The organism is Bacillus sp. MHSD_36 (assembly GCF_030757775.1).
Lineage (GTDB): Bacteria > Bacillota > Bacilli > Bacillales > Bacillaceae_G > Bacillus_A.
Window position 1 is genome coordinate 52,281 of the sequence record NZ_JAVBIS010000009.1, and the last position, 19,608, is coordinate 71,888.

General features: G+C 32.7%; 19 protein-coding genes and 2 pseudogenes. 13 read left to right on the top strand and 8 right to left on the bottom strand.

What is annotated here, in order from left to right; translation table 11 throughout:
• Positions 1-102 precede the first annotated feature (102 nt).
• From Q9B79_RS23810 to Q9B79_RS23820, 3 genes and pseudogenes are all read left to right on the top strand, one after another.
• Positions 103-1,089: a phosphatidylinositol-specific phospholipase C gene (locus Q9B79_RS23810; protein WP_306188209.1), complete on the top strand. Its 987-nt coding sequence runs from the start codon at positions 103-105 to the stop codon at positions 1,087-1,089.
• 166 nt (positions 1,090-1,255) lie between these two features.
• A complete protein-coding gene (locus Q9B79_RS23815; protein ID WP_306188211.1) occupies positions 1,256-1,426 on the top strand; it encodes a YqaE/Pmp3 family membrane protein in 171 nt (56 codons plus the stop codon).
• 168 nt (positions 1,427-1,594) lie between these two features.
• Positions 1,595-1,975 (top strand): annotated as a pseudogene (locus Q9B79_RS23820) (YfmQ family protein); the annotation flags it as partial.
• Between the two features lie 62 nt (positions 1,976-2,037).
• Here the strand turns inward: Q9B79_RS23820 and Q9B79_RS23825 are convergent.
• On the bottom strand, positions 2,038-2,727 hold the full coding sequence (locus Q9B79_RS23825) for a Crp/Fnr family transcriptional regulator (RefSeq protein ID WP_306188213.1): 690 nt from the start codon (positions 2,725-2,727) through the stop codon (positions 2,038-2,040).
• Positions 2,728-2,805: 78 nt separating this feature from the next.
• Here Q9B79_RS23825 and Q9B79_RS23830 point away from each other — a divergent pair, with 78 nt between their 5' ends.
• Entirely contained in the window at positions 2,806-3,561 is a 756-nt protein-coding gene (locus Q9B79_RS23830) for an HAD-IIB family hydrolase (RefSeq protein WP_306188215.1), read from the top strand.
• Between the two features lie 53 nt (positions 3,562-3,614).
• Here the strand turns inward: Q9B79_RS23830 and Q9B79_RS23835 are convergent, their stop codons facing one another.
• From Q9B79_RS23835 to Q9B79_RS23845, 3 genes are all read right to left on the bottom strand, one after another.
• Complete coding sequence (locus tag Q9B79_RS23835; protein WP_306188217.1) at positions 3,615-4,097, bottom strand: CBO0543 family protein; 483 nt, start codon at positions 4,095-4,097, stop codon at positions 3,615-3,617.
• The gene (locus Q9B79_RS23840) at positions 4,003-5,169 is read right to left on the bottom strand and encodes a DUF2515 domain-containing protein (RefSeq protein WP_306188220.1); all 1,167 of its coding nucleotides are present in this window, start codon (positions 5,167-5,169) and stop codon (positions 4,003-4,005) included. The genes Q9B79_RS23835 and Q9B79_RS23840 overlap by 95 nt, the downstream gene beginning before the upstream one ends.
• A gap of 145 nt (positions 5,170-5,314) precedes the next feature.
• Positions 5,315-8,038 carry a bifunctional diguanylate cyclase/phosphodiesterase gene (locus tag Q9B79_RS23845; protein WP_306188222.1) on the bottom strand — a complete coding sequence of 908 codons (2,724 nt, stop codon included), beginning with the start codon at positions 8,036-8,038 and terminating at the stop codon, positions 5,315-5,317.
• A 404-nt stretch (positions 8,039-8,442) separates the two neighbouring features.
• Between Q9B79_RS23845 and Q9B79_RS23850 the strand changes: the two genes are divergently transcribed.
• From Q9B79_RS23850 to Q9B79_RS23865, 4 genes and pseudogenes are all read left to right on the top strand, one after another.
• Positions 8,443-8,832, top strand: a complete 390-nt coding sequence (locus Q9B79_RS23850; protein WP_306188223.1) for a VOC family protein — start codon at positions 8,443-8,445, stop codon at positions 8,830-8,832.
• A 209-nt stretch (positions 8,833-9,041) separates the two neighbouring features.
• Positions 9,042-9,857 carry an alpha/beta fold hydrolase gene (locus Q9B79_RS23855; protein ID WP_306188225.1) on the top strand — a complete coding sequence of 272 codons (816 nt, stop codon included), beginning with the start codon at positions 9,042-9,044 and terminating at the stop codon, positions 9,855-9,857.
• Positions 9,858-9,887: 30 nt separating this feature from the next.
• A pseudogene (locus Q9B79_RS23860) lies at positions 9,888-10,464 on the top strand (histidine phosphatase family protein).
• A gap of 321 nt (positions 10,465-10,785) precedes the next feature.
• The gene (locus tag Q9B79_RS23865; RefSeq protein WP_306188227.1) at positions 10,786-11,103 is read left to right on the top strand and encodes a hypothetical protein; all 318 of its coding nucleotides are present in this window, start codon (positions 10,786-10,788) and stop codon (positions 11,101-11,103) included.
• Positions 11,104-11,194: 91 nt separating this feature from the next.
• Here the strand turns inward: Q9B79_RS23865 and Q9B79_RS23870 are convergent, their stop codons facing one another.
• Positions 11,195-11,839 (bottom strand): YczE/YyaS/YitT family protein, encoded by a 645-nt coding sequence (locus Q9B79_RS23870; RefSeq protein ID WP_306188229.1) that lies wholly within the window; start codon positions 11,837-11,839, stop codon positions 11,195-11,197.
• Positions 11,840-12,105: 266 nt separating this feature from the next.
• Between Q9B79_RS23870 and pepT the strand changes: the two genes are divergently transcribed.
• Positions 12,106-13,338, top strand: coding sequence for a peptidase T (pepT, locus tag Q9B79_RS23875; RefSeq protein ID WP_306188231.1), 1,233 nt, complete (start codon positions 12,106-12,108; stop codon positions 13,336-13,338).
• A gap of 37 nt (positions 13,339-13,375) precedes the next feature.
• On the opposite strand, the gene alkA is transcribed toward pepT, so the two are convergent.
• From alkA to Q9B79_RS23890, 3 genes are read right to left on the bottom strand one after another with little or no spacing between them, the layout of a single operon-like run.
• The gene (gene alkA / locus Q9B79_RS23880; protein ID WP_306188233.1) at positions 13,376-14,287 is read right to left on the bottom strand and encodes a DNA-3-methyladenine glycosidase II; all 912 of its coding nucleotides are present in this window, start codon (positions 14,285-14,287) and stop codon (positions 13,376-13,378) included.
• The gene (locus Q9B79_RS23885) at positions 14,284-14,814 is read right to left on the bottom strand and encodes a methylated-DNA--[protein]-cysteine S-methyltransferase (protein WP_306188235.1); all 531 of its coding nucleotides are present in this window, start codon (positions 14,812-14,814) and stop codon (positions 14,284-14,286) included. Before Q9B79_RS23885 ends, alkA begins: the two co-directional genes overlap by 4 nt.
• Positions 14,795-15,391 carry a bifunctional transcriptional activator/DNA repair enzyme AdaA gene (locus Q9B79_RS23890; RefSeq protein WP_306188237.1) on the bottom strand — a complete coding sequence of 199 codons (597 nt, stop codon included), beginning with the start codon at positions 15,389-15,391 and terminating at the stop codon, positions 14,795-14,797. Before Q9B79_RS23890 ends, Q9B79_RS23885 begins: the two co-directional genes overlap by 20 nt.
• Before the next feature lie 154 nt (positions 15,392-15,545).
• Between Q9B79_RS23890 and Q9B79_RS23895 the strand changes: the two genes are divergently transcribed.
• The 4 genes from Q9B79_RS23895 (at position 15,546) to Q9B79_RS23910 (ending at position 19,604) form a co-directional block, all read left to right on the top strand.
• On the top strand, positions 15,546-16,304 hold the full coding sequence (locus tag Q9B79_RS23895) for an exodeoxyribonuclease III (protein WP_306188238.1): 759 nt from the start codon (positions 15,546-15,548) through the stop codon (positions 16,302-16,304).
• A gap of 284 nt (positions 16,305-16,588) precedes the next feature.
• Positions 16,589-17,554, top strand: coding sequence for an iron-hydroxamate ABC transporter substrate-binding protein (locus Q9B79_RS23900; protein ID WP_306188239.1), 966 nt, complete (start codon positions 16,589-16,591; stop codon positions 17,552-17,554).
• Positions 17,555-17,581: 27 nt separating this feature from the next.
• Positions 17,582-18,589 carry a FecCD family ABC transporter permease gene (locus Q9B79_RS23905; protein ID WP_306188240.1) on the top strand — a complete coding sequence of 336 codons (1,008 nt, stop codon included), beginning with the start codon at positions 17,582-17,584 and terminating at the stop codon, positions 18,587-18,589.
• The gene (locus tag Q9B79_RS23910) at positions 18,582-19,604 is read left to right on the top strand and encodes a FecCD family ABC transporter permease (protein WP_000920441.1); all 1,023 of its coding nucleotides are present in this window, start codon (positions 18,582-18,584) and stop codon (positions 19,602-19,604) included. Before Q9B79_RS23905 ends, Q9B79_RS23910 begins: the two co-directional genes overlap by 8 nt.
• Positions 19,605-19,608 lie beyond the last annotated feature (4 nt).

The following is a 19,608-nucleotide window of genomic DNA, read 5'->3' on the forward strand; positions in this document are numbered from 1 at the left end:
CTATGCAATATTTCATATTGATAAAATGTTATTTATTTTTTATGAACTAGCTTATATTATATTCAATAAGTTTGATATAAAATAGAAAAAGGAGGAATAGTAGTGAGCAATAATAATTTTATTTTGAAATTATTCATATGCATTATGATATTTAGCACATCTTTATTTGCTTCACATGATAAGCGGGTCGTTGCAGCTAGCTCTGTTAATGAGCTTGAAAATTGGTCAAAATGGATGCAACCTATACCTGATAACATCCCATTGGCACGAATTTCAATTCCGGGAACACATGATAGTGGTACGTTCAAATTACAAAATCCAATTAAGCAAGTATGGGGAATGACGCAAGAATATGATTTTCGTTACCAAATGGATCATGGAGCTCGTATATTTGATATAAGAGGACGTTTAACAGATGATAATACGATAGTTCTTCATCATGGGCCTTTATATCTTTATGTAACACTGCATGAATTCATAAACGAAGCGAAACAATTTTTAAAAGATAACCCAAGTGAAACGATTATTATGTCTTTAAAAAAAGAGTATGAGGATATGAAAGGAGCAGAAGGTTCCTTTAGTAATACGTTTGAAAAAAATTATTTTGTTGATTCTATCTTTTTAAAAACAGAAGGAAATATAAAACTTGGAGATGCTCGTGGGAAAATTGTGTTGTTAAAAAGGTATAGTAGTAATGAAACAGGAGGATATAATAATTTTTATTGGCCAGATAATGAGACATTTACGACAACTGTAAATCAAAATGTAAATGTAACAGTGCAAGATAAATATAAAGTGAGTTATGATGAGAAAGTAAAATCTATTAAAGATACGATCAATGACACGATGAACAATAGTGAGGATTTAAATCATCTATATATTAATTTTACAAGCTTGTCTTCTGGTGGTACAGCATGGAATAGTCCATATTACTACGCCTCTTATATAAATCCTGAAATTGCAAACTATATAAAACAAAAGAATCCTGCGAGAGTGGGCTGGGTAATGCAAGACTACATAAATGAAAAGTGGTCACCATTATTGTATCAAGAAGTTATAAGAGCGAATAAGTCATTAATAAAAGAATAAAGATGATGAGAGTAAGAAGCGATAAAATATGTCGCTTCTTTTTGTTTTCCAAAAACCAACATTGGATATCATACTTTCATGATAGAAAAAATAAATTGTGGATTAAATTTACTTATTATGTAATATATAGGTGTATTTGGTTATTTCAGAAGGAATAAATTTTATCATGATGTACTCATTAGCGATTATCTGTCCGCCGTTAGCAGTTTTATTTAGCGGTAAACCTGTTCAAGCTCTTATTAATTTTGTATTAACGTTGTGTTTCTATTTACCAGGATTAATTCATGCATTTTTTGTTGTAAATGAGCGTAAAGCAGACAAGCGTTTAGATAAATAAATCGATGCGTATGAAAGAATTCATAATCAAAATAAAAAACATAAAAAACATAAAAAACATCCTTTTCATGTAGGGAAGGATATTTTTTATGTTTTTTAGTTGTATTTATGAAACGTAAGTAACAGTTTGAGTCGTTACATGGCTATTTTTGTTTAGCTTAAAGTAAATAAGACACTCGTTTCTAGTATGCCAACTTCAGTTGTAGAATCTATTATTAGTAGATTTGAATTACATCAAAAACTTGATGAGGAGAATACCTCTATATCGATAGATGGAAAAAATATAGAGGGGGAAATGAAACTACAAGTTATTCATGAATTTAATGAAGCTTTATTTTTAGATAAACATTATTTCCCGCCACATGGGGAAGGAATACCACTTGTTATTGATACGAAGAAAGGGAATAAAGAGATTAGATTTTCTTTATATCGCCATGAGGAACATGTTGATGTAATCAAGCAATATAAGAAGAAAATCGTTGCTTATCGTTTACGTTCAAAAAGTCTTCAAACTCTTGCACCATTAGCAATAAATGAAGAGTATGCTTAAAGAGAGACCGTTGTAAAAACGGTCTCTTTATTATAGGGGGGATCTATATAATTATTAAATTTTTATTCATACCGTAGTCCATTTGAAAGGGTATCAATAGCTTTCCAATCGTCAACAACAATCTGTTTATTATTTTTATGAATTATATTGTTAGTTATTAGTTTTTCAATGACTCGATTAAGATGACGAGTAGTTGTCCCGATTAATGAGGCGATTTCATGATGATCTTTAGTATGAATTTCGCGCCCAAATAAATTAGATGGATTTTGTGCTGTACATAAATAACTAGCAAAGCGTGTCTCTACAGAAGCTAATAAATTGATACGTGAAGCAGTTGTGCAGGTCTGTAGTTTATAAGTGACATGATGAATGAGCTCTTGAAGAAAGACTACATCCTGTAATAAGTAACTTGTTACATAATTTTTATCGATAAAAAGAAAATCAGTCTGTTGTTCGGAGGTTACATGAGATTGTATGTCTACGGACTGAATTAATTCAATATCTCCCATGATAGAAACGGCAGAACAAAACCGTAGCAATAATGCTTTACCTGTAATTACACTTGAAGTTATTTTTGTACGCCCTGACATTTGAATATATAGGCCATCAATCGTTTCGCCCTCTTGTAATACAGTTTCTTTTGCTTCATATCTACGAATCTCAAATGGATGATTGAATTGTTGGAATAGCTTTTTTATGTACTCGTTATTTAAGTAGCTTAATAATAAGGTATTATCTACAATATTTTGCATAATGTTTCTCCTTTTGGGACATCTGTCCTGTCAATTATAAAATAATTCATATACATTAAAAAGAAAGGAGAGATGTATATGAAATTTATTTTTGATATTGATGGTACTATTTGTTTTAAAGGGAACGCAGTAACTAAAGGGATAATTCATGCACTAGACGTATGTCAAAGTAGAGGGCATGAGATTATATTTGCATCAGCTAGACCGATTAGGGACCTATTACCGGTGCTGCCAAATCATATGCATCATTATTCAATGATTGGTGGGAATGGTGCATTTATTGCAAAGGGAAAGGAGATGATTGAAGTTATCACTTTTGATCCTGGAACGGTTATTGCTATACGTTCAATAATAGAGAAATATAGCCTTTCATACTTGATAGATAGTCATTGGGATTATTCTTATACAGGAAGCGAAAATCACCCTATTTACAAAAATATAGATCCTAATCAATTGGCTAATAATGTACATATTGATGAAATTAAGGAAGTAGTAAAGGTGGTAGTATTTCCTGATAATGTTCAAAAAGAATATATTATGAATATGTTGAAAGAACTTCCTATACGTATTTATGAACATGATAATGAGGGAATCGTGGATATAAGCCCTGAAAATATTGATAAATGGATGGGATTACAACGATTAGGTATTAAAGAGAGGGAATTCGTAGTATTTGGTAATGATTTAAACGATTTATCAATGTTTATACACGCTAAGGAAAGTATTTGTGTTGGGAGTCATGAAATATTAGTGGGCCATGCGTCCACATGCTTAAAAACAGATGAACAAAGTATTGTTAATAAAATAATTGAGGTATCAGAATTATATGCGTAATAATATGTATGTGAAGCATAATAAAAAAGGGTACTAAAAGGTTTGCCAGCCTTTCAGTACTCTTTTTTATTAATCATTAAATGATATACTTTCCAAATAAAAGAAAAGAAAATCATATAGCCGAATAAAGAATATGTATGATTCCAATCCACACTATGAATAAAGAAACCGAATCTTTCGGCAATCTGTTCAAAAATGCTAGCACAAATACCTATTGAAATAATAAGTAGACTTCTAGAAATTGTAGATAGTGTTTTGGAAATTTGTATAAAAACAGTTGTTAAAATCGGTAGTATAAACAAAGTAAAGCCAATGTTAACTGAAAATATGGATGAGAATGGTCTAACGGGAAAGGAATAGAGTTGGTTCGCAACAAAGAAAGCATCTAAGCAAGTTCCGATAATAGAAGAGAGTAAGATTGTAACTGCTAATGCTAGAAAATTATTCTTCTTCTCGAAGGAGGACGTTTTTCTTTGCAAGAATGGCAAGTTCAATTTTTTCGAGTGTTTTACAGTAGTCTTCTGTAATTTGTCCATGTATCCTTTCCTCCTTATCGGTTAAATAATGTATGATTTTCCAGTCGTTAAACCAATCTTTATATTCTGTTTCTTCATGTTTCATATTTTTCCATGCATACATAAGTGCAGGGCTATATATACGGTAGGCATCACTTTTTAACTGGCATTTCTTTATTCTTCGTTTATAAAACTCTCTTGAAAAGGATTCATTTACGCTTGAAAATAAATGTGGCCAATAATCTTTTCGTGATCCGGTATGTGGATGTGTATCAGCCCATTGTAGTATACGAGCTAAAACGCGTTCATCATGAAATAATAATGCATATAATCGTTTTCCAAGTAAAATTCGTTCGTGTAAAGAAGTGAAGTGTTTCATTGTATCACCAATTAATATAGTTTTTTGCATAGCATTTTCTTCAGAGAAAGGGAAGAGAATGTGATTAAATTGAAAGAAATCAAAAAGTTTAAATCCAATACTATTTAGTACATTTTTTTTGAAGTATTTATTTTGAATTACTCTTTTTTCTAAGTAGTTTTGTTCATTAATAATAGTCGCAATCGCTAATATTTGTTTGTTTCCAGTTCTCCAAAAAAAGTTCCACATCGTTTCCATAAAAGTTGACACATTGAGATGAGGGAGGAGATGAAAAAGATTTTTGGAGTTTTTTATACTCTGTTCATATAACAAAAATTGTGGATACACATCTTGAAAGATAAGCCAATTTCCTCGTTCCAAAAAAGAAAAGAAAGTAAATTGATCTTTTTCAGATAACAACTTCGTATATAAATCCCCCTTTAAATCTGTCATGTTCCAACCACCGTTACGTGATACCATATGTCCAAGTAATGCCCAATGTATTTCAGGATATCTTTTGTAAAATTGATAGTAAGCACGAGTTCTTGTCACATTATTTTGATTTAATAATTTTGTTCTTTCTTTAATTGTATGTATGAATATTTCTTCTTCTTTCGAAAGGGGGTAAAGAAAGCCATTTGTGCTGGTACATTTTTGTTTTAGGTCATTTTTTATTGAGACGAGGGATAGAGGAATGTTTTTGTAAAGTTTATTATTTGGATTATCATGGTGCATATAAATCCCTCCTATTTAAGTCTGTTACCATAAATGTATTAGTAACTACGTACATAAATGATATGTGAAGGAAAGGAAAAGTTGCAAAGTAAAAAAAGGAAAGAAGACACGGGCTCTTCTTTCCTTTTTTTTGTATATATTTGCGTTATAGAGAATGAAACCCTTTTTTGAGAAGAGTAGAAAATGAGTCAGCATGGATAGGTTTACTATAATAGTAACCTTGGATAAACTGACATTTGTTTTTTTGAAGGAAATTTACGTGTTCTTTCGTTTCTACACCTTCAGCAATGACAGACATTCCTAATGTATTTGCTAATGTGATGATTGTTTTAATAATTTCCATTCCATCGTCACATGTTTCAGACATTGTAATAAATTCTCTTGGGATTTTTAACGTATCGATTGGATATAAAGGTAAGTAAGCTAGTGAAGAATAGCCTGTACCAAAGTCGTCGATTGAAATGTGAATCCCTAAACTTTTTAGTGTACGCAATTTTATCAATGTTTCTCGCTCATCCATCATCGCAATTCGCTCTGTTAACTCAAGATCGAGAGAACTTGCTGGTAAACCTGTATTTGCTAAAGTAGAAAAAATAGACTTTACAAAATCCTCTTGTTCAAATTCTTTAGCGGATAAATTTACACCTATTTTTAAATGTGAATATCCGAGTGTGTGCCAACGTTTCATTTGCTCACAGGCTTGCTGCAATGTCCATTTTCCTATTGGAATAATTTGTAGTGTTTCTTCTGCAATCGGAATAAACTCGTATGGAGAAATAACGCCTAATTCAGGATGATTCCACCTGATTAGAGCTTCTGCACCGATAATTTTATTAGATTCACTATCAACTTGAGGTTGATACAATAGGAACAATTCTTCATTTTGTATTGCATTTGATAAATCTTTTTCTAATCGTAATCGTCTTTCAATTTTCTTAGCGATAACATCATCATAAATAGAGACAGAGTTAAGTTCTTTTGCTTTCGCATCATACATGGCAACATTAGCGTTTTTTAGAAGTGTAGCGGTATCGATTCCGGAATGTGGATAAATAGCGATGCCGATACTAAGTGATAAAATTAATGTATGCTCATGTATGACAAACGGTTTTTCTATGCTTTCAAATAATTTGTTACATAACTCGAATAAGGAATCTTCGTCAGTATAATTTTCAATTAAGATAGTAAACTCATCTCCACCGATTCTTGACAGATGAGTATGTGATGGAAGACAGGATTGGAATCGCTTTGCTACTTCTTCTAATATGTAATCTCCTGACGAATGTCCAAGTGTATCGTTAATCGCTTTAAATCGATCTAAATCTAAGTATAATAATGCGAACTCACTGTCTGTTGTTTTCGCATTTTTGATAACCCTTTTTAATTTCTTATGGAAAAAGGCACGGTTCCCAATTTTCGTTACAGTATCATGGAATGCTAAATATTTGATTTCTTCTTGCTGCTTTTTTAGTGCAGTAATATCTTTCACCATAATATAGCTTCCTGAAATTTGTCCGTCTATCATAATAGGGACGATGGTAACGTATAAAAAATAAGTAAAGCCATCTTTATATTGAGAACTAAGTTGTAAGGATGTCGATTCTTGTTGTTTCACTTTTTCTAATGCAGATACTAGTTTATGTTTATCTTCTTCTAAAATAATCGAAAAACAAGTTTCACCGAGTAACTCATTCGTTGGTGCTCCCAGTAACATACTTCCAGCTTTATTTACATTTAAGAAGATTCCATTTAAATCAATTGTAAAAATAGGGTCAGGATGATATTCATATAGTGATTTGAATTTTTGTTGTTTTTGAGATAGAGCCTCTGATTTATAAACTAAATCAGAAGTTCGTAAAGTCACTTTTTCTTCTAGTTGAGCATTAAATGCCTGTAAACGTTTTGTTAGGGAATTGTTTTGCATACGTACAATAGAATGACGAATGAGTATGAAAATAAAAGTAATACAATTTCCTGTAATGAGAGTTGAAGATGCTGTTTGTTCTTTTAATGTAAACCCAATTAGTATCGCAACAGCAAGATAGGGGAATACAACTAAAGCCTTTTTTCCTATTATAGGGTTAACAATAAAATAATTTTTATGGCTATTATGATTTTCTGAAATAGACCCAGCTATTGCAATAAGTAATATAGGTATTCTATATAAAAGACGTAATAATGTTATCGTTTCAGTTGATGAATGGTTATTTAGGTAAAAATAAATATAGTTAAAAGTTGCAGAACTTATCAATACAAAAATAAAGATGTAGATTTTTCGTTTGGAATTAAAAATTGTTGGACGGAAAAAAAGACTAACACCTAACAGAAGAAATAATAAATCTGCAATTGGATATAGAAATGAAAGGAAAACATCTCCTAGTGAAAGAGAGAATATATTTAAATTTGGTTGATTAAATAAATACCACTCCAATGTGAATATAGAAGTAAGTACTATGCATATATCACAAATAAAGAACGCTTTTTCCCATTTATCGCATTCTTTTAAGATTTTATAGCAGAAAGCGATAAGACAGAAGAGTAGAAAAAACATGTAAAATACATCAGAAATAGTAAATCGATGTATTGGAATTTCGAAGAAACTATCCTCATATGTGTATACTATTTTCCCTAATAAAAAGCTACCAATTGCTATTGTGATACATATCCAAAACGGATTTGAACTAACTTTTTTAGAATATATAGAGTAAATGAGTGATACAAATGTAATGGCTTCAACGATAAGTGAAGCGAAGCGTACATCCGAATTTGAAAAATGAGTAGGGAACAGATAAAAAAATATAAAATAGATTGAATAGCATATTAATATTCCAATTAATATATATAGTTGTAAATTTTTATTTAATTTCAATAAAATCACCTTCTTTAATTATGCACTTTATTCGTAATATCTATACATAATAATATTATTTAAGAATTGTATCAGATTTCCTTATAAAAATCATGTTTATACGGAAGGTCTTGAAAAGTGTAATACTTCTTAAAATTAAAAAAGTATTGTTTTTTAATAATATGTACTTCATTAAGATTTTAAATGGGAATTGTATATATAGTCATCCTTTGCATTCTATAGGTTTTTTAATAGTTCACAAGTGAATATGTATAATTGCATGAAGATAATATATTCAATGTTATAAAGTATGAACTAAACTTTTGTATGTATTTATTCTCATACTAATGAGGGATTTCAAAAAGATGTTGCGTATATACAATAATACGTAAGCATGTATAAAATTTTAGTATGGGAGGAAGAGCATGAAGAACTGGGTAAGGTTTCGAATAGCGCGTCCAACTGATCAATTTGAAAAGGTTATAGAATTCTATGAAAAAGGATTAGGCTTAAAACGTATAGGTGAATTCTACAATCATGAAGGCTATGATGGGGTCATGTTTGGACTCCCAGATGAAGAGTATCATTTAGAATTTACAAGACATATAGATGGGAGCCCATGTCCAGCTCCGACAAAGGATAATTTACTTGTATTTTATATGCGTGAGGATGGTGAAATGAAAAAGGTGAGTAAAAGGCTACATGCATTGGGTTATGACGAGGTCGAACCTGAAAATCCATACTGGAAAGACAAGGGGATAACGATAGAGGATCCAGATGGTTGGAGAATTGTGTTGATGAAACTAGAAGAATAATGTGTAATGATGCTTGAAGTTCAAGTAGGAGGAAATACGTAAAAGAGCTTTCTTTTGAGGGGATACACTCATGGAAGGCTTTTTTGTTTGAAATCTGAAAAATAAAATTTGAAATTATGTTCTGAAAAGTTATAAAATGAGAACGTGTATTCCTATTGGTTTGAGAGGGATGTCTGTAAAGATGAATAGAACACTAGGGGGACTTTTTTATGATATGCCGGATTAAGGATGCAAAAATATATTATGAAATCATTGGCGAAGGAAAACCAGTCATTATTATACATGGCTGTGCACCTGATCATAGGTTAATGCAGAGATGCATGGAGTCAGTATTCGAAAAATATAAAGGTTACCAAAGAATATATATTGATTTACCTGGCATGGGGAAATCGAATGCTCCAGATTGGATAAATAGTTCAGATCATATGTTAGAACTGTTAATTGCATGTATTGAAGAAATCATTCCAAAGAAAAACTTTTTATTAGTAGGAGAATCTTATGGGGGATATTTAGCTAGAGGTATACTCATAAAGCTGTTTGAAAGAGTTAATGGATTACTATTAGTATGCCCTGTTGTTGTAGCGGAGCAAGAAAAAAGGATTATCCCTAATAAACAGATAATTGTACAAGATAAGGAGTTTTTAAATACACTAACTTCCACTGATAGAGAAGAGTTTTGCGAGTTAGCAGTAGTCGCGAATGAATATACATATACGAGATTTAAAGAGGAGATTAAGCCGGGACTAGATATTGCTAATTATGAATTTATTGAAAGGTTGCAAAAGAATTACTCTCTTACTATGAATTTTCATCATTTGAAATATGAGAAACCCGTTCTTTTACTAGCTGGAAGACAAGATATATCGGTAGGTTATCAAGATATTATAGAAATTATTGATGGTTACCCAAGAGCGACATTAGCGGTGTTAGATATGGCGGGCCATAATTTGCAGATTGAACAGCCTGAAGTATTCGAGAGTTTAGTAGGCGAGTGGATTAGACGAATAAATCAACAAAGTATATAAAAAACGAATGAATATTTTCAAGGAGGAAGTATGAATACATATATTTATATGGTTAGGCACGGTGAATCACCAAAATTAGAAGAGGGTGAAAGAACACGTGGTCTAACTGAAAAGGGAAGTTTAGACGCTCATAGAGTAACAGACATATTAAAAACAGAAGGAATCGATACTTTCATTTCAAGTTCCGTATAAGAGAGCTGTATTAACGATAGAAAAAACGGCCAATTTCTATGAAAAAGAAATAGTAATATATGAAAATCTTAAAGAGTGTATGTTTTCCAGTGGAGATCAGGTTATATCAGATAAAGAAGTGTATCCACTTGTAAAGAAGATGTTCTCTAATCCGGACTTTGCACGAACGGAAGGAGAGTCATATGCGGATTGCCAAAGAAGAGTAGTGAAAGTGTTAAAAGAAATATTAATGGATTTTCAAGAGCAAAAAATTGTAATTGGCACACATAGGCTTGTAATGACTTTAATGATGAATTACTTTGATAATCAATATGGATTTGAGTTTTTAATACATACATCGAAGCCCGACATATATAAGTTGGAGTTTAAAGATGAGCAATTAATGAATGTAGAGAGAGTATGGAAAGTGGAATAAAATTGGTTGCATGTATTTTTTAAAAAAGTTAATTTTATAGTAAAATCTTCTTATTTAAATAGAAAGTATTTTTATCAACTATTTTTAGAATGTTAAATCAATAAGTAATTATTCAGTTTCTGAATAATATAATTGGAAGTTGGCTTAGGGAAACTATTTTAAATATGACAAAACTCCAAACGTTGGATTTCTATTCAATTGGAGAAAAAGATGTAGAATTTTGTCTTACGGTCCTCGTTTACTTTTCATTTCATTACATATAGGCTTTGTGGTGTAAGGGGGACATTACCTTTACGCAAAATCTATAAGGAGGTCATTGTAATGAAAAAGATTAAAAAGTTTGCGGGAGTAGCCTTAGCAGGTACGATTGGATTAAGTGGACTACTGTTTTTAGAACCAAGTGTAAGCGCTGCGGAAACACGGCAAGTGAAAGAGGAGAATTTCAATACAATTGATGTATCGATGAATCTAAATGAATTATATGTATTAAGTGGCAGAAGCATTGATGTTCTTTCTGGAGATAAAGAAGCAATTCAGCTAAATAAATACACAATTCGTTTTAGTAAACCTGGGAAGTATGTTATTAGGGTAAATGGTTGTATTTATAACGATGTATATACTTTTATTGTGAATGAGTAGTATATCTTCTTAAATTGTGAGATGAAAAAGAAACACCCTATTTGCGGTGAGAATCGTAAATAGGGTGAATTCATTTGTATTAAATTGTGTTTTATAAATTTTCATTAATTTGCTCTTTGTTTTTGTTTTGTAAAGTATGTAAGAGTGTTTGAAAAATCTTAAATGATTGTTGAAAGATTGGACTTTGAATAAAGGTGTACAGAAAAGTTACGATGAAAACAGGGCCACCGAGCATAAATCCAATAACTAGTACAATGCATTCTACAATGATTCGTGCACGGCTAATAGATAGTCTTGTTTTGTCGGAAATAGTAAGCATGAATCCATCGCGAGGTCCAGCACCAATCCCAGCCGCAACGTACATGCCTCCACCAATACCTGTAATTGCAATGCCAGCAAATAAAATGAGTAAGTTTATCCATAAATAATTACTAGCGTTTGGAAGAATATTTGATTGTAAGAAAAAGTCCATAATGGGACCGATAAGTAGTGCATTTAAAAATGTCCCCACATTTATATATTTTCGATCTACTAGTAAAGAAATGAGAACGAGACATAATCCGCATATGACACTCCACGTACCAATTGTCCATCCAAACTTTTGGTAGAGAGCCATATTTAAAACTTCCCAAGGATGTAAACCGAGAAATTTAACTTTGACTGCAAGAGCATTTCCAAGGCCAAAGAAAATTAAGCCTAAGAAAAAAAGAAAATAGCGAAAGAGAGTTAGCCTCATTTTTAATACCTCCTATAGTTTATCCCGCATTATCGGGCAGCCTGATTGGTGAAGGATGATAATCAATGGGGGATGGACCCCACTGATTAAAGTTTCACATTATAATTATGTATGTTACTTGTTTGGGCCACGGTGAGCAAATATTATGAATTTTTATTGTTTGTGAAAATGTAAGATGGAATATATATTCTCATAACCGAAAAAGTTAAAATATTTCGTCTTAAGGATTATAATAGAGAAAGAAATATAAAAGGGAGTGAATGAATTTGAAACAAGAACTTATTGAAAGATTTACGAGGTATGTAAAGATTGATACGCAATCAAATGAAGATAGTCATACAGTGCCAACAACACCAGGACAAATTGAGTTTGGGAAGTTACTAGTTGAAGAGTTAAAAGAAATTGGGTTAACAGAAGTGACGATGGATGATAACGGGTATGTAATGGCAACACTTCCTGCTAATACGGATAAGGATGTTCCAGTAATCGGCTTTTTAGCACATTTAGATACAGCAACAGATTTTACAGGGAAAAACGTAAAACCACAAATCCATGAAAACTTTGATGGAAATGCAATTACGTTAAATGAAGAGCTAAATGTTGTGTTAACACCAGAACAGTTCCCAGAGTTACCATCATATAAAGGGCATACCATTATTACAACTGATGGTACGACACTTCTTGGAGCAGATGATAAAGCGGGTCTTACAGAAATTATGGTTGCAATGAACTATTTAATACATAATCCGCAAATTAAACACGGGAAAATTAGAGTTGCATTTACGCCGGATGAAGAAATTGGCCGTGGACCAGCGCATTTTGATGTAGAAGCGTTTGGTGCATCATTTGCTTATACGATGGATGGCGGTCCATTAGGTGGTTTAGAGTATGAAAGCTTTAATGCTGCAGGCGCTAAATTAACGTTTAACGGAACGAATACACATCCTGGAACAGCGAAAAATAAAATGCGTAATGCAACTAAACTTGCTATGGAGTTTAATAGCTATTTACCGGTGGAAGAGGCGCCGGAATATACAGAGGGTTATGAAGGATTCTATCATTTACTTTCTTTATATGGTGATGTTGAGCAAAGTAAAGCGTATTATATTATTAGAGATTTTGAGCGTGAAAATTTTGAAACGCGTAAACATAACGTTGAAACGATTGTGAAGCAAATGCAAGAGAAGTATGGACAAGATGCAGTCGTTTTAGAAATGAATGATCAGTACTATAACATGCTTGAAAAAATTGAACCAGTGAGAGAAATTGTTGATATTGCATATGAAGCAATGAAAAGTTTAAATATCGAACCAAATATTCATCCAATCCGTGGTGGAACGGATGGATCACAATTATCGTATATGGGGTTACCAACGCCGAATATTTTCACAGGTGGTGAAAACTATCATGGGAAGTTTGAGTATGTTTCTGTAGATGTTATGGAAAAAGCTGTGCAAGTTATTATAGAAATTGCAAGACGATTCGAAGAACAAGCTTAAAACGGAACCAAGTAGTGCAAATGCGCTACTTGGTTTTTTAGTATAATACTCGCCACAAATAAAAAGTCGCGTAAGATTCCCAGTTCATCCAATTTGCCGCAAAATCTTTTATTTCCTGTTTAGTCGGTTTACTTTCAGAACCTGTTATATATTTAATTGCATTGTGCAAGCCAACATCGTCAATTGGAAAAGCGGAAGGAAATCGTAAACAGCGCATTAAAACATAGTTGGCGGTCCACGGTCCTATACCATGTATAGCAGTTAATTGCTTTTCAGCTTGTTTCACGTCTTGTATTTGCAGTAAAGATTCTTTTGATAATTTTCCTTCAGTAATAAGCTTTGCAATACCGATTAAATATTCACATTTTCTAGTCGTCATTTTTAAATTTTTGAGATCCTCTACATGTAAATTGGCAATTGTTTCAGGTGATGGGAATATCCAATGCTTTCTATCGTTCCATTCTACATAACTTCCAAATGTCTCGACTAATCTTCTTTTTAGTGTATAAGCATATGTGAGGTTAATTTGTTGCCCGATAATTCCCCAGGAAAGTGCCTCAAATAAGTCTGGAATACCTAAAGTACGAAGGCCATAATATTGTTCAATTGGTCTTTGAAGGAGTACATCATGTTTAGCTAATGTATAAAAGGGAGCTAAATCAGTAGTTAAATCAAACCATTCAGTTACATAGTTAGCTACAGCATCGCGTATCGGTTTTGCAGAGATATAGGCTTCTCCTAAAAAACGTATTTGAATAGTATCATTCGCATTCATACTAATTTCGACTAAAGGCTTTACATCGTGAACAGAGATAACTTTATAAATTTTGTTATCTTCAATGTGGAACATACATTCATTGCTAGAACGGGATAGATAGCGTAAATTTTCTTGAAAACTAAATTCTGTTGGAACTGTTAAAGTTAATATGTTACTATATTCGGCTGTCATATGAATTCCACCTGTAATTTTTCTAATGTAAGCAATTCTTTCTTCATTTCTAATCCACCTCTAAAACCAGTTAGTTTACCATTCTTTCCAATAACACGGTGGCAAGGAATTGTAATGAGAAGAGGGTTAGCTGCAATAGCAGTAGCAACAGCACGTACAGCAGTAGGTTTTTGTATTCTTTCGGCAATTTCTGAATAAGAATATGTCTTCCCATAAGGAATTTCACGTACCGTATTCCAAACAGATAATTGAAAATCAGTTCCGTAAGCAACGATAGGAAATGTAAAAGTTTCTCGTTTATTTTCTAAATACTCGGTAACTTCTTTCTCATATGATTGTAGATAATCTGGATTACAGGCCAATGTATGTTGTGGCAATTTTTTTCTAGCCCATATGTGTAGTTCTTCAAAGTTTTCATCTTGTGATCCAATGAAACATAATCCATTTTCAGTTGCAGCAATATGAAACTGCCAATTTTTATGTGTAAGTAGCATCCAATATATAAATTTATTTTTGTAGGAATTCATTATTGTGCCCCTCTTTCATTTCGTTCTTTTTTCGATATTCAGTAGGTGTAAATCCGGTTTTCTTTTTAAATAAAGTAGAAAAATACTCGGGGTTTTCTAGCCCGACAGCAGTACTAATTTCTTTAATGGATTGATTTGTGTGTAAAAGGTGTTCTGCCGCTTTAACAATCCGGAATTGTTGTATATATTCTATTGGGCTTATTCCTGTCATTTTTTTGAAAGTACGTTGTAAATGAAATGGGCTACCATGGCACATTTCAGCAAGTATGTCGAGAGTTAATGATTTATCAAAGTGTTTTTCGATATACTCTTTAATTTGTTCTACCCACTCTTCATTAGGTAAAGTGATTCCGTTTGGCTTGCAACGTTTGCACGGGCGAAAGTTTTCGCTTAATGCTTGTTCTGCATGATGAAAAATTCGTACATTGTTTCTATTTGGTATTCTTGATTTGCATGACGGCCTGCAAAAGATTCCGGTTGATTTCACAGCATAAAAGAATTTGCTATCATAGGAAGAATCATTATGAATAATTGCTTGCCAATGCTCATTTGTTAACATAACTTCTTCATTGTGCAAAGAACATCACCTCTGAAATTAGTATAACCTGAATAAAGTACGTATGTATGTATTCACAAATGTAAGAGCAAGATTACAAAGGTGAAAGTATGCTTGTTTTTCTATTTTGTGATAGCATGAAATTTGGAAATAAACATTAAGAGGAGGACTATAAGTGAAGTTCATTTCGTGGAATGTAAATGGTTTGCGAGCAGTTATCGCAAAAGGTGGATTTTTAGAATATCTTGAGGAATCCAATGCTGATATATTTTGTTTACAAGAGATTAAATTACAAGATGGGCAAATTGATTTAAATCTAGAGGGATATTATACATACTGGAATTATGCTGTGAAAAAAGGCTATTCAGGAACGGCTATTTTAACGAAAAAAGAACCGCTTTCTGTTACATACGGTTTAGGCATTGAAGAGCATGATCAAGAAGGACGAGTTATTACTTTAGAGTTCGAAGATTTTTACATGATTACGGTATATACACCAAATTCAAAACGAGGATTAGAGCGTTTAGATTACAGAATGAAATGGGAAGATGATTTCAGAGCTTATATTAAGCAATTAGATGAAAAAAAGCCCGTTGTTTTTTGCGGAGATTTAAACGTTGCTCATAAAGAAATTGATTTAAAAAATCCAAAAAGTAATCGTAAAAACGCTGGATTCTCTGATGAGGAACGAGAGAAATTTACATGTATTTTAGAAGAAGGCTTTATTGATACATATCGTTATCTTTATCCTAATCAGGAAGGTGCATATTCGTGGTGGTCGTATCGTATGGGCGCAAGAGCAAAAAATATTGGTTGGCGTTTAGATTATTTTGTTGTTTCTGAAAGAATGAAAGACAAAATAAAAGAGGCGAAAATTAATAGTGAAGTGATGGGATCAGACCATTGCCCAGTTGAATTACATATCAATTTCTAAAAAAGAAGTATCTTCCTAAGATTAGGTGGATACTTCTTTTTTATTCAGTTTGTTAAAACTTTTCAAATCTTTCTTGAAATAATTGCGTATTAAATATATACTTAGTAACGATAATCATTATCATTGAAAAAGATTATCAATGGATGAGGTGTAAAAGAATTATAGTTTAGGGGAAGTGAACGAGAATGAGTTCTGGATAGGATTATTAATCTAATGAAATATATATGTAAGACAAGTTTTATATAGTTAAATTTTATTAAAAATTCGAGAGGAGATATATGAAGATGAACAAGAAGTTATTTACATTAGGGATGGTTACAGTTTTAAGTGTAGGGCTAGCGGCATGTAATAGTACGGATAAGACTTCAGGAGAGCAAAAGCAACAGACAAAAGCTACGGAAACGAAAAAAGACGAAAAAAGAAAAATTACATATTTAGGTAAAGAATATACAGTGCCAGCAAAAGTAGATAAAATTGCAACAGCTAGTTTAGAGTCAATGGAAGATGCAGCAGTACTTGGTATTAAGCCAGTCGGTGCTATTACTGTTGGTGGTAAATTACCGAAGTATCTTGAGAAAGATTTAGAGGGTGCGAAATCTGTTGGTGAGAAAATGCAACCGAATTTCGAAACATTACTTCAATTAAAACCAGATGTTATTACATCAAGTACGAAATTCCCAGCAGAAACAGCTGAAAAGTTTACGAAAGTAGCTCCTACATTCCCGGTATCACACGTTTCAACAAATTGGGAAGATAACTTAAAGTTAATGGGAGAATTAACTGGTAAAAAAGATAAAGCAGAAAAAATTATTAAAGATTACAATACAGATGCTGAAAAAGCAAAAGCAAAACTAGGAGATAAGTTAAAAGACAAAAAAGTTCTTGTTATTAGACTAAGAGCAAACGAATTATTTCTATATCCAGAAGGGGTATACTTCAATCCTGTAATTTATAAAGATCTTGGATTAACTGCTCCAGAACAACTTAAAACTGTAAAAGCACAAGAGAAAATTTCATTTGAAAAACTTGCTGAACTTAACCCGGATTATATTTTCTTACAATATGAGACAACTGAAAATAAAAACCCGAAAGTGCTAGAAGAAATTGAAAGTAATCCAATTTGGCAAAGTATGAATGCTGCGAAAGAAAAGAAAGTATTTGTAAACGTTGTAGACCCAATGGCACAAGGTGGTACAGCTTGGAGTAAAACAGCATTCTTAAAAGAAGCAGTGAAAAATTTATCTAAATAATACAATAAGTAAGGTGCGTTGAATGATATGCAGAAAACAAATGCAGTACCAGTGACTATATTATGTATAGCACCCATACTCATCTTATTTATAGTTATACTTTCGATTTTGTATGGGGCCAAAAGTATTGATGCTGAAACAGTGTGGAACGCATTATTTCATTTTGATTCAAGTGATGTAAATCATAATATTATTATTACTTCACGTTTACCAAGGGTAGTTGCAGCTCTTCTAGTCGGAGCATTTCTAGCCATATCAGGAGCACTTATGCAGGGGATGACAAGAAACTATCTTGCATCCCCTTCTATTATGGGTGTGACGGATGGGGCAGCCTTTGTTATTACACTTTGTATGATTTTTCTTCCGGGAATGTCATCAATTGGTATGGTTGTATGTTCAATGATTGGTTCTGCACTAGGAGCAGGTATCGTGTTTGGTTTTGGTTCACTCCTTCAAAATGGTTTATCGCCAGTTCGGTTAGCGATTATTGGGACAGTTATTGGAACATTTTTAAGCAGTGTGTCTGCTGCAATGGCTTCATACTTCCAAATTTCTCAAAATGTTAGTTTTTGGTTTAATGCAAAATTAGACCAAGTAGACCCTAATATTATTAAAATTACGATACCGTTTGGGATAATTGGAATAATCTTAGCGTTGTTAATATCAAAATCTATTACCATTCTTTCTTTAGGAGAAGAAGTGTCTATTAATTTAGGACAGCGTACAAAACTAGTTAAAGCGATGGCTATTTTATCAGTTATTTTCTTAACAGGAACGGCAGTTGCTTTAGTAGGGAAAGTTGGTTTTGTAGGTTTAATTATTCCGCATATTACTCGTTTTATAATTGGGGTAGATTATAAGTGGATTTTGCCGTGTGCAGGCGTTATTGGTGGCGTTTTCTTAGCGTTATGTGATGTTTTAAGTAGATTTGTAAACTATCCATTTGAAACACCAATTGGGGTCGTTACTTCCTTAATTGGAATTCCTTTCTTCCTTTATTTAATCCGTACAAGAGGAGGAGAGAGGCATGCTTAAAAGTTCAAGCCAACGTTTTGGAATGACGATGGGGATTATTATATTTTTAATACTCTGTGCTATTTATATTAGTTTAACAAATGGAACGTTTGACATTACGATTACAGATGTATGTAAAACACTCCTTAGAATAGATCCAGTACCAGACCATGATTTAGTTATTTTTGAGTTTCGTCTTCCGCGCATTGTAATCGCTGGATTAGTAGGATTAGGTCTAGGCGTTGCAGGTGCTGTAATTCAAGGGATTACGAGAAACGGACTGGCAGACCCAGGTATTTTAGGAGTAAATGCCGGAGCAGGGACAGCAATCGTCATCTTTATGTTTTTCTTTCAAGGACAATTAAAGAGCACCGACTGGGTTTCTATTATGATGATGCCGATGTTTGGTTTAGTCGGTGGATTAGGTGCAGCTATCATCATTTATCTGTTTTCTTGGAAAAACGGTAAATTAGATTCGCAGCGTCTTTTATTAACAGGGATTGCAATTGGATCAGGATTTGGAGCATTTTCTATGTACCTATCACTCAAAATGAAGTCAACTGATTTTGAGATGGCTGCAGTTTGGGTGTCGGGAAGTATATATAATGCAAACTGGAAGTATATTATCGCAATGTTACCGTGGCTTATCATATTAATTCCGCTTATACAAAAGAAAGCTTACTTATTAGATTTATTTCAATTGGAAGAAACGAGTATTACAAGTTTAGGTGTTTCAGTAGAAAGAGAGAAATCTATTTTACTACTAAGTAGTATCGGACTTGTTAGTGCATGTGTTGCAGTTTCAGGAAGTATTGGTTTCATTGGACTAATGGCACCGCATATAGCGAAAAGACTTGTCGGTATTCAGCATAAGCATATCATTCCTACGTGCGGAGTAATCGGAATGTTCCTTGTAATTGCTTCAGACTTTATTGCAAAAACAGTCTTCACACCTGTAGAGTTACCAGTTGGAATCGTTATTTCTATTGTCGGTGTACCGTATTTCTTATATTTACTTTATAAGGCGAAAGCGTAAGAGG

Bases quoted from the DNA above. Each gene is read 5' to 3' on its own strand.
- Q9B79_RS23815 (WP_306188211.1), top strand. From the start codon at position 1,256: ATGATGTACTCATTAGCGATTATCTGTCCGCCGTTAGCAGTTTTATTT.
- Q9B79_RS23825 (WP_306188213.1), bottom strand. From the start codon at position 2,727: ATGCAAAATATTGTAGATAATACCTTATTATTAAGCTACTTAAATAAC.
- Q9B79_RS23830 (WP_306188215.1), top strand. From the start codon at position 2,806: ATGAAATTTATTTTTGATATTGATGGTACTATTTGTTTTAAAGGGAAC.
- Q9B79_RS23835 (WP_306188217.1), bottom strand. From the start codon at position 4,097: ATGGACAAATTACAGAAGACTACTGTAAAACACTCGAAAAAATTGAAC.
- Q9B79_RS23840 (WP_306188220.1), bottom strand. From the start codon at position 5,169: ATGCACCATGATAATCCAAATAATAAACTTTACAAAAACATTCCTCTA.
- Q9B79_RS23850 (WP_306188223.1), top strand. From the start codon at position 8,443: ATGAAGAACTGGGTAAGGTTTCGAATAGCGCGTCCAACTGATCAATTT.
- Q9B79_RS23855 (WP_306188225.1), top strand. From the start codon at position 9,042: ATGATATGCCGGATTAAGGATGCAAAAATATATTATGAAATCATTGGC.
- Q9B79_RS23865 (WP_306188227.1), top strand. From the start codon at position 10,786: ATGAAAAAGATTAAAAAGTTTGCGGGAGTAGCCTTAGCAGGTACGATT.
- Q9B79_RS23870 (WP_306188229.1), bottom strand. From the start codon at position 11,839: ATGAGGCTAACTCTCTTTCGCTATTTTCTTTTTTTCTTAGGCTTAATT.
- alkA (WP_306188233.1), bottom strand. From the start codon at position 14,287: ATGACAGCCGAATATAGTAACATATTAACTTTAACAGTTCCAACAGAA.
- Q9B79_RS23885 (WP_306188235.1), bottom strand. From the start codon at position 14,814: ATGAATTCCTACAAAAATAAATTTATATATTGGATGCTACTTACACAT.
- Q9B79_RS23900 (WP_306188239.1), top strand. From the start codon at position 16,589: ATGAACAAGAAGTTATTTACATTAGGGATGGTTACAGTTTTAAGTGTA.
- Q9B79_RS23905 (WP_306188240.1), top strand. From the start codon at position 17,582: ATGCAGAAAACAAATGCAGTACCAGTGACTATATTATGTATAGCACCC.
- Q9B79_RS23910 (WP_000920441.1), top strand. From the start codon at position 18,582: ATGCTTAAAAGTTCAAGCCAACGTTTTGGAATGACGATGGGGATTATT.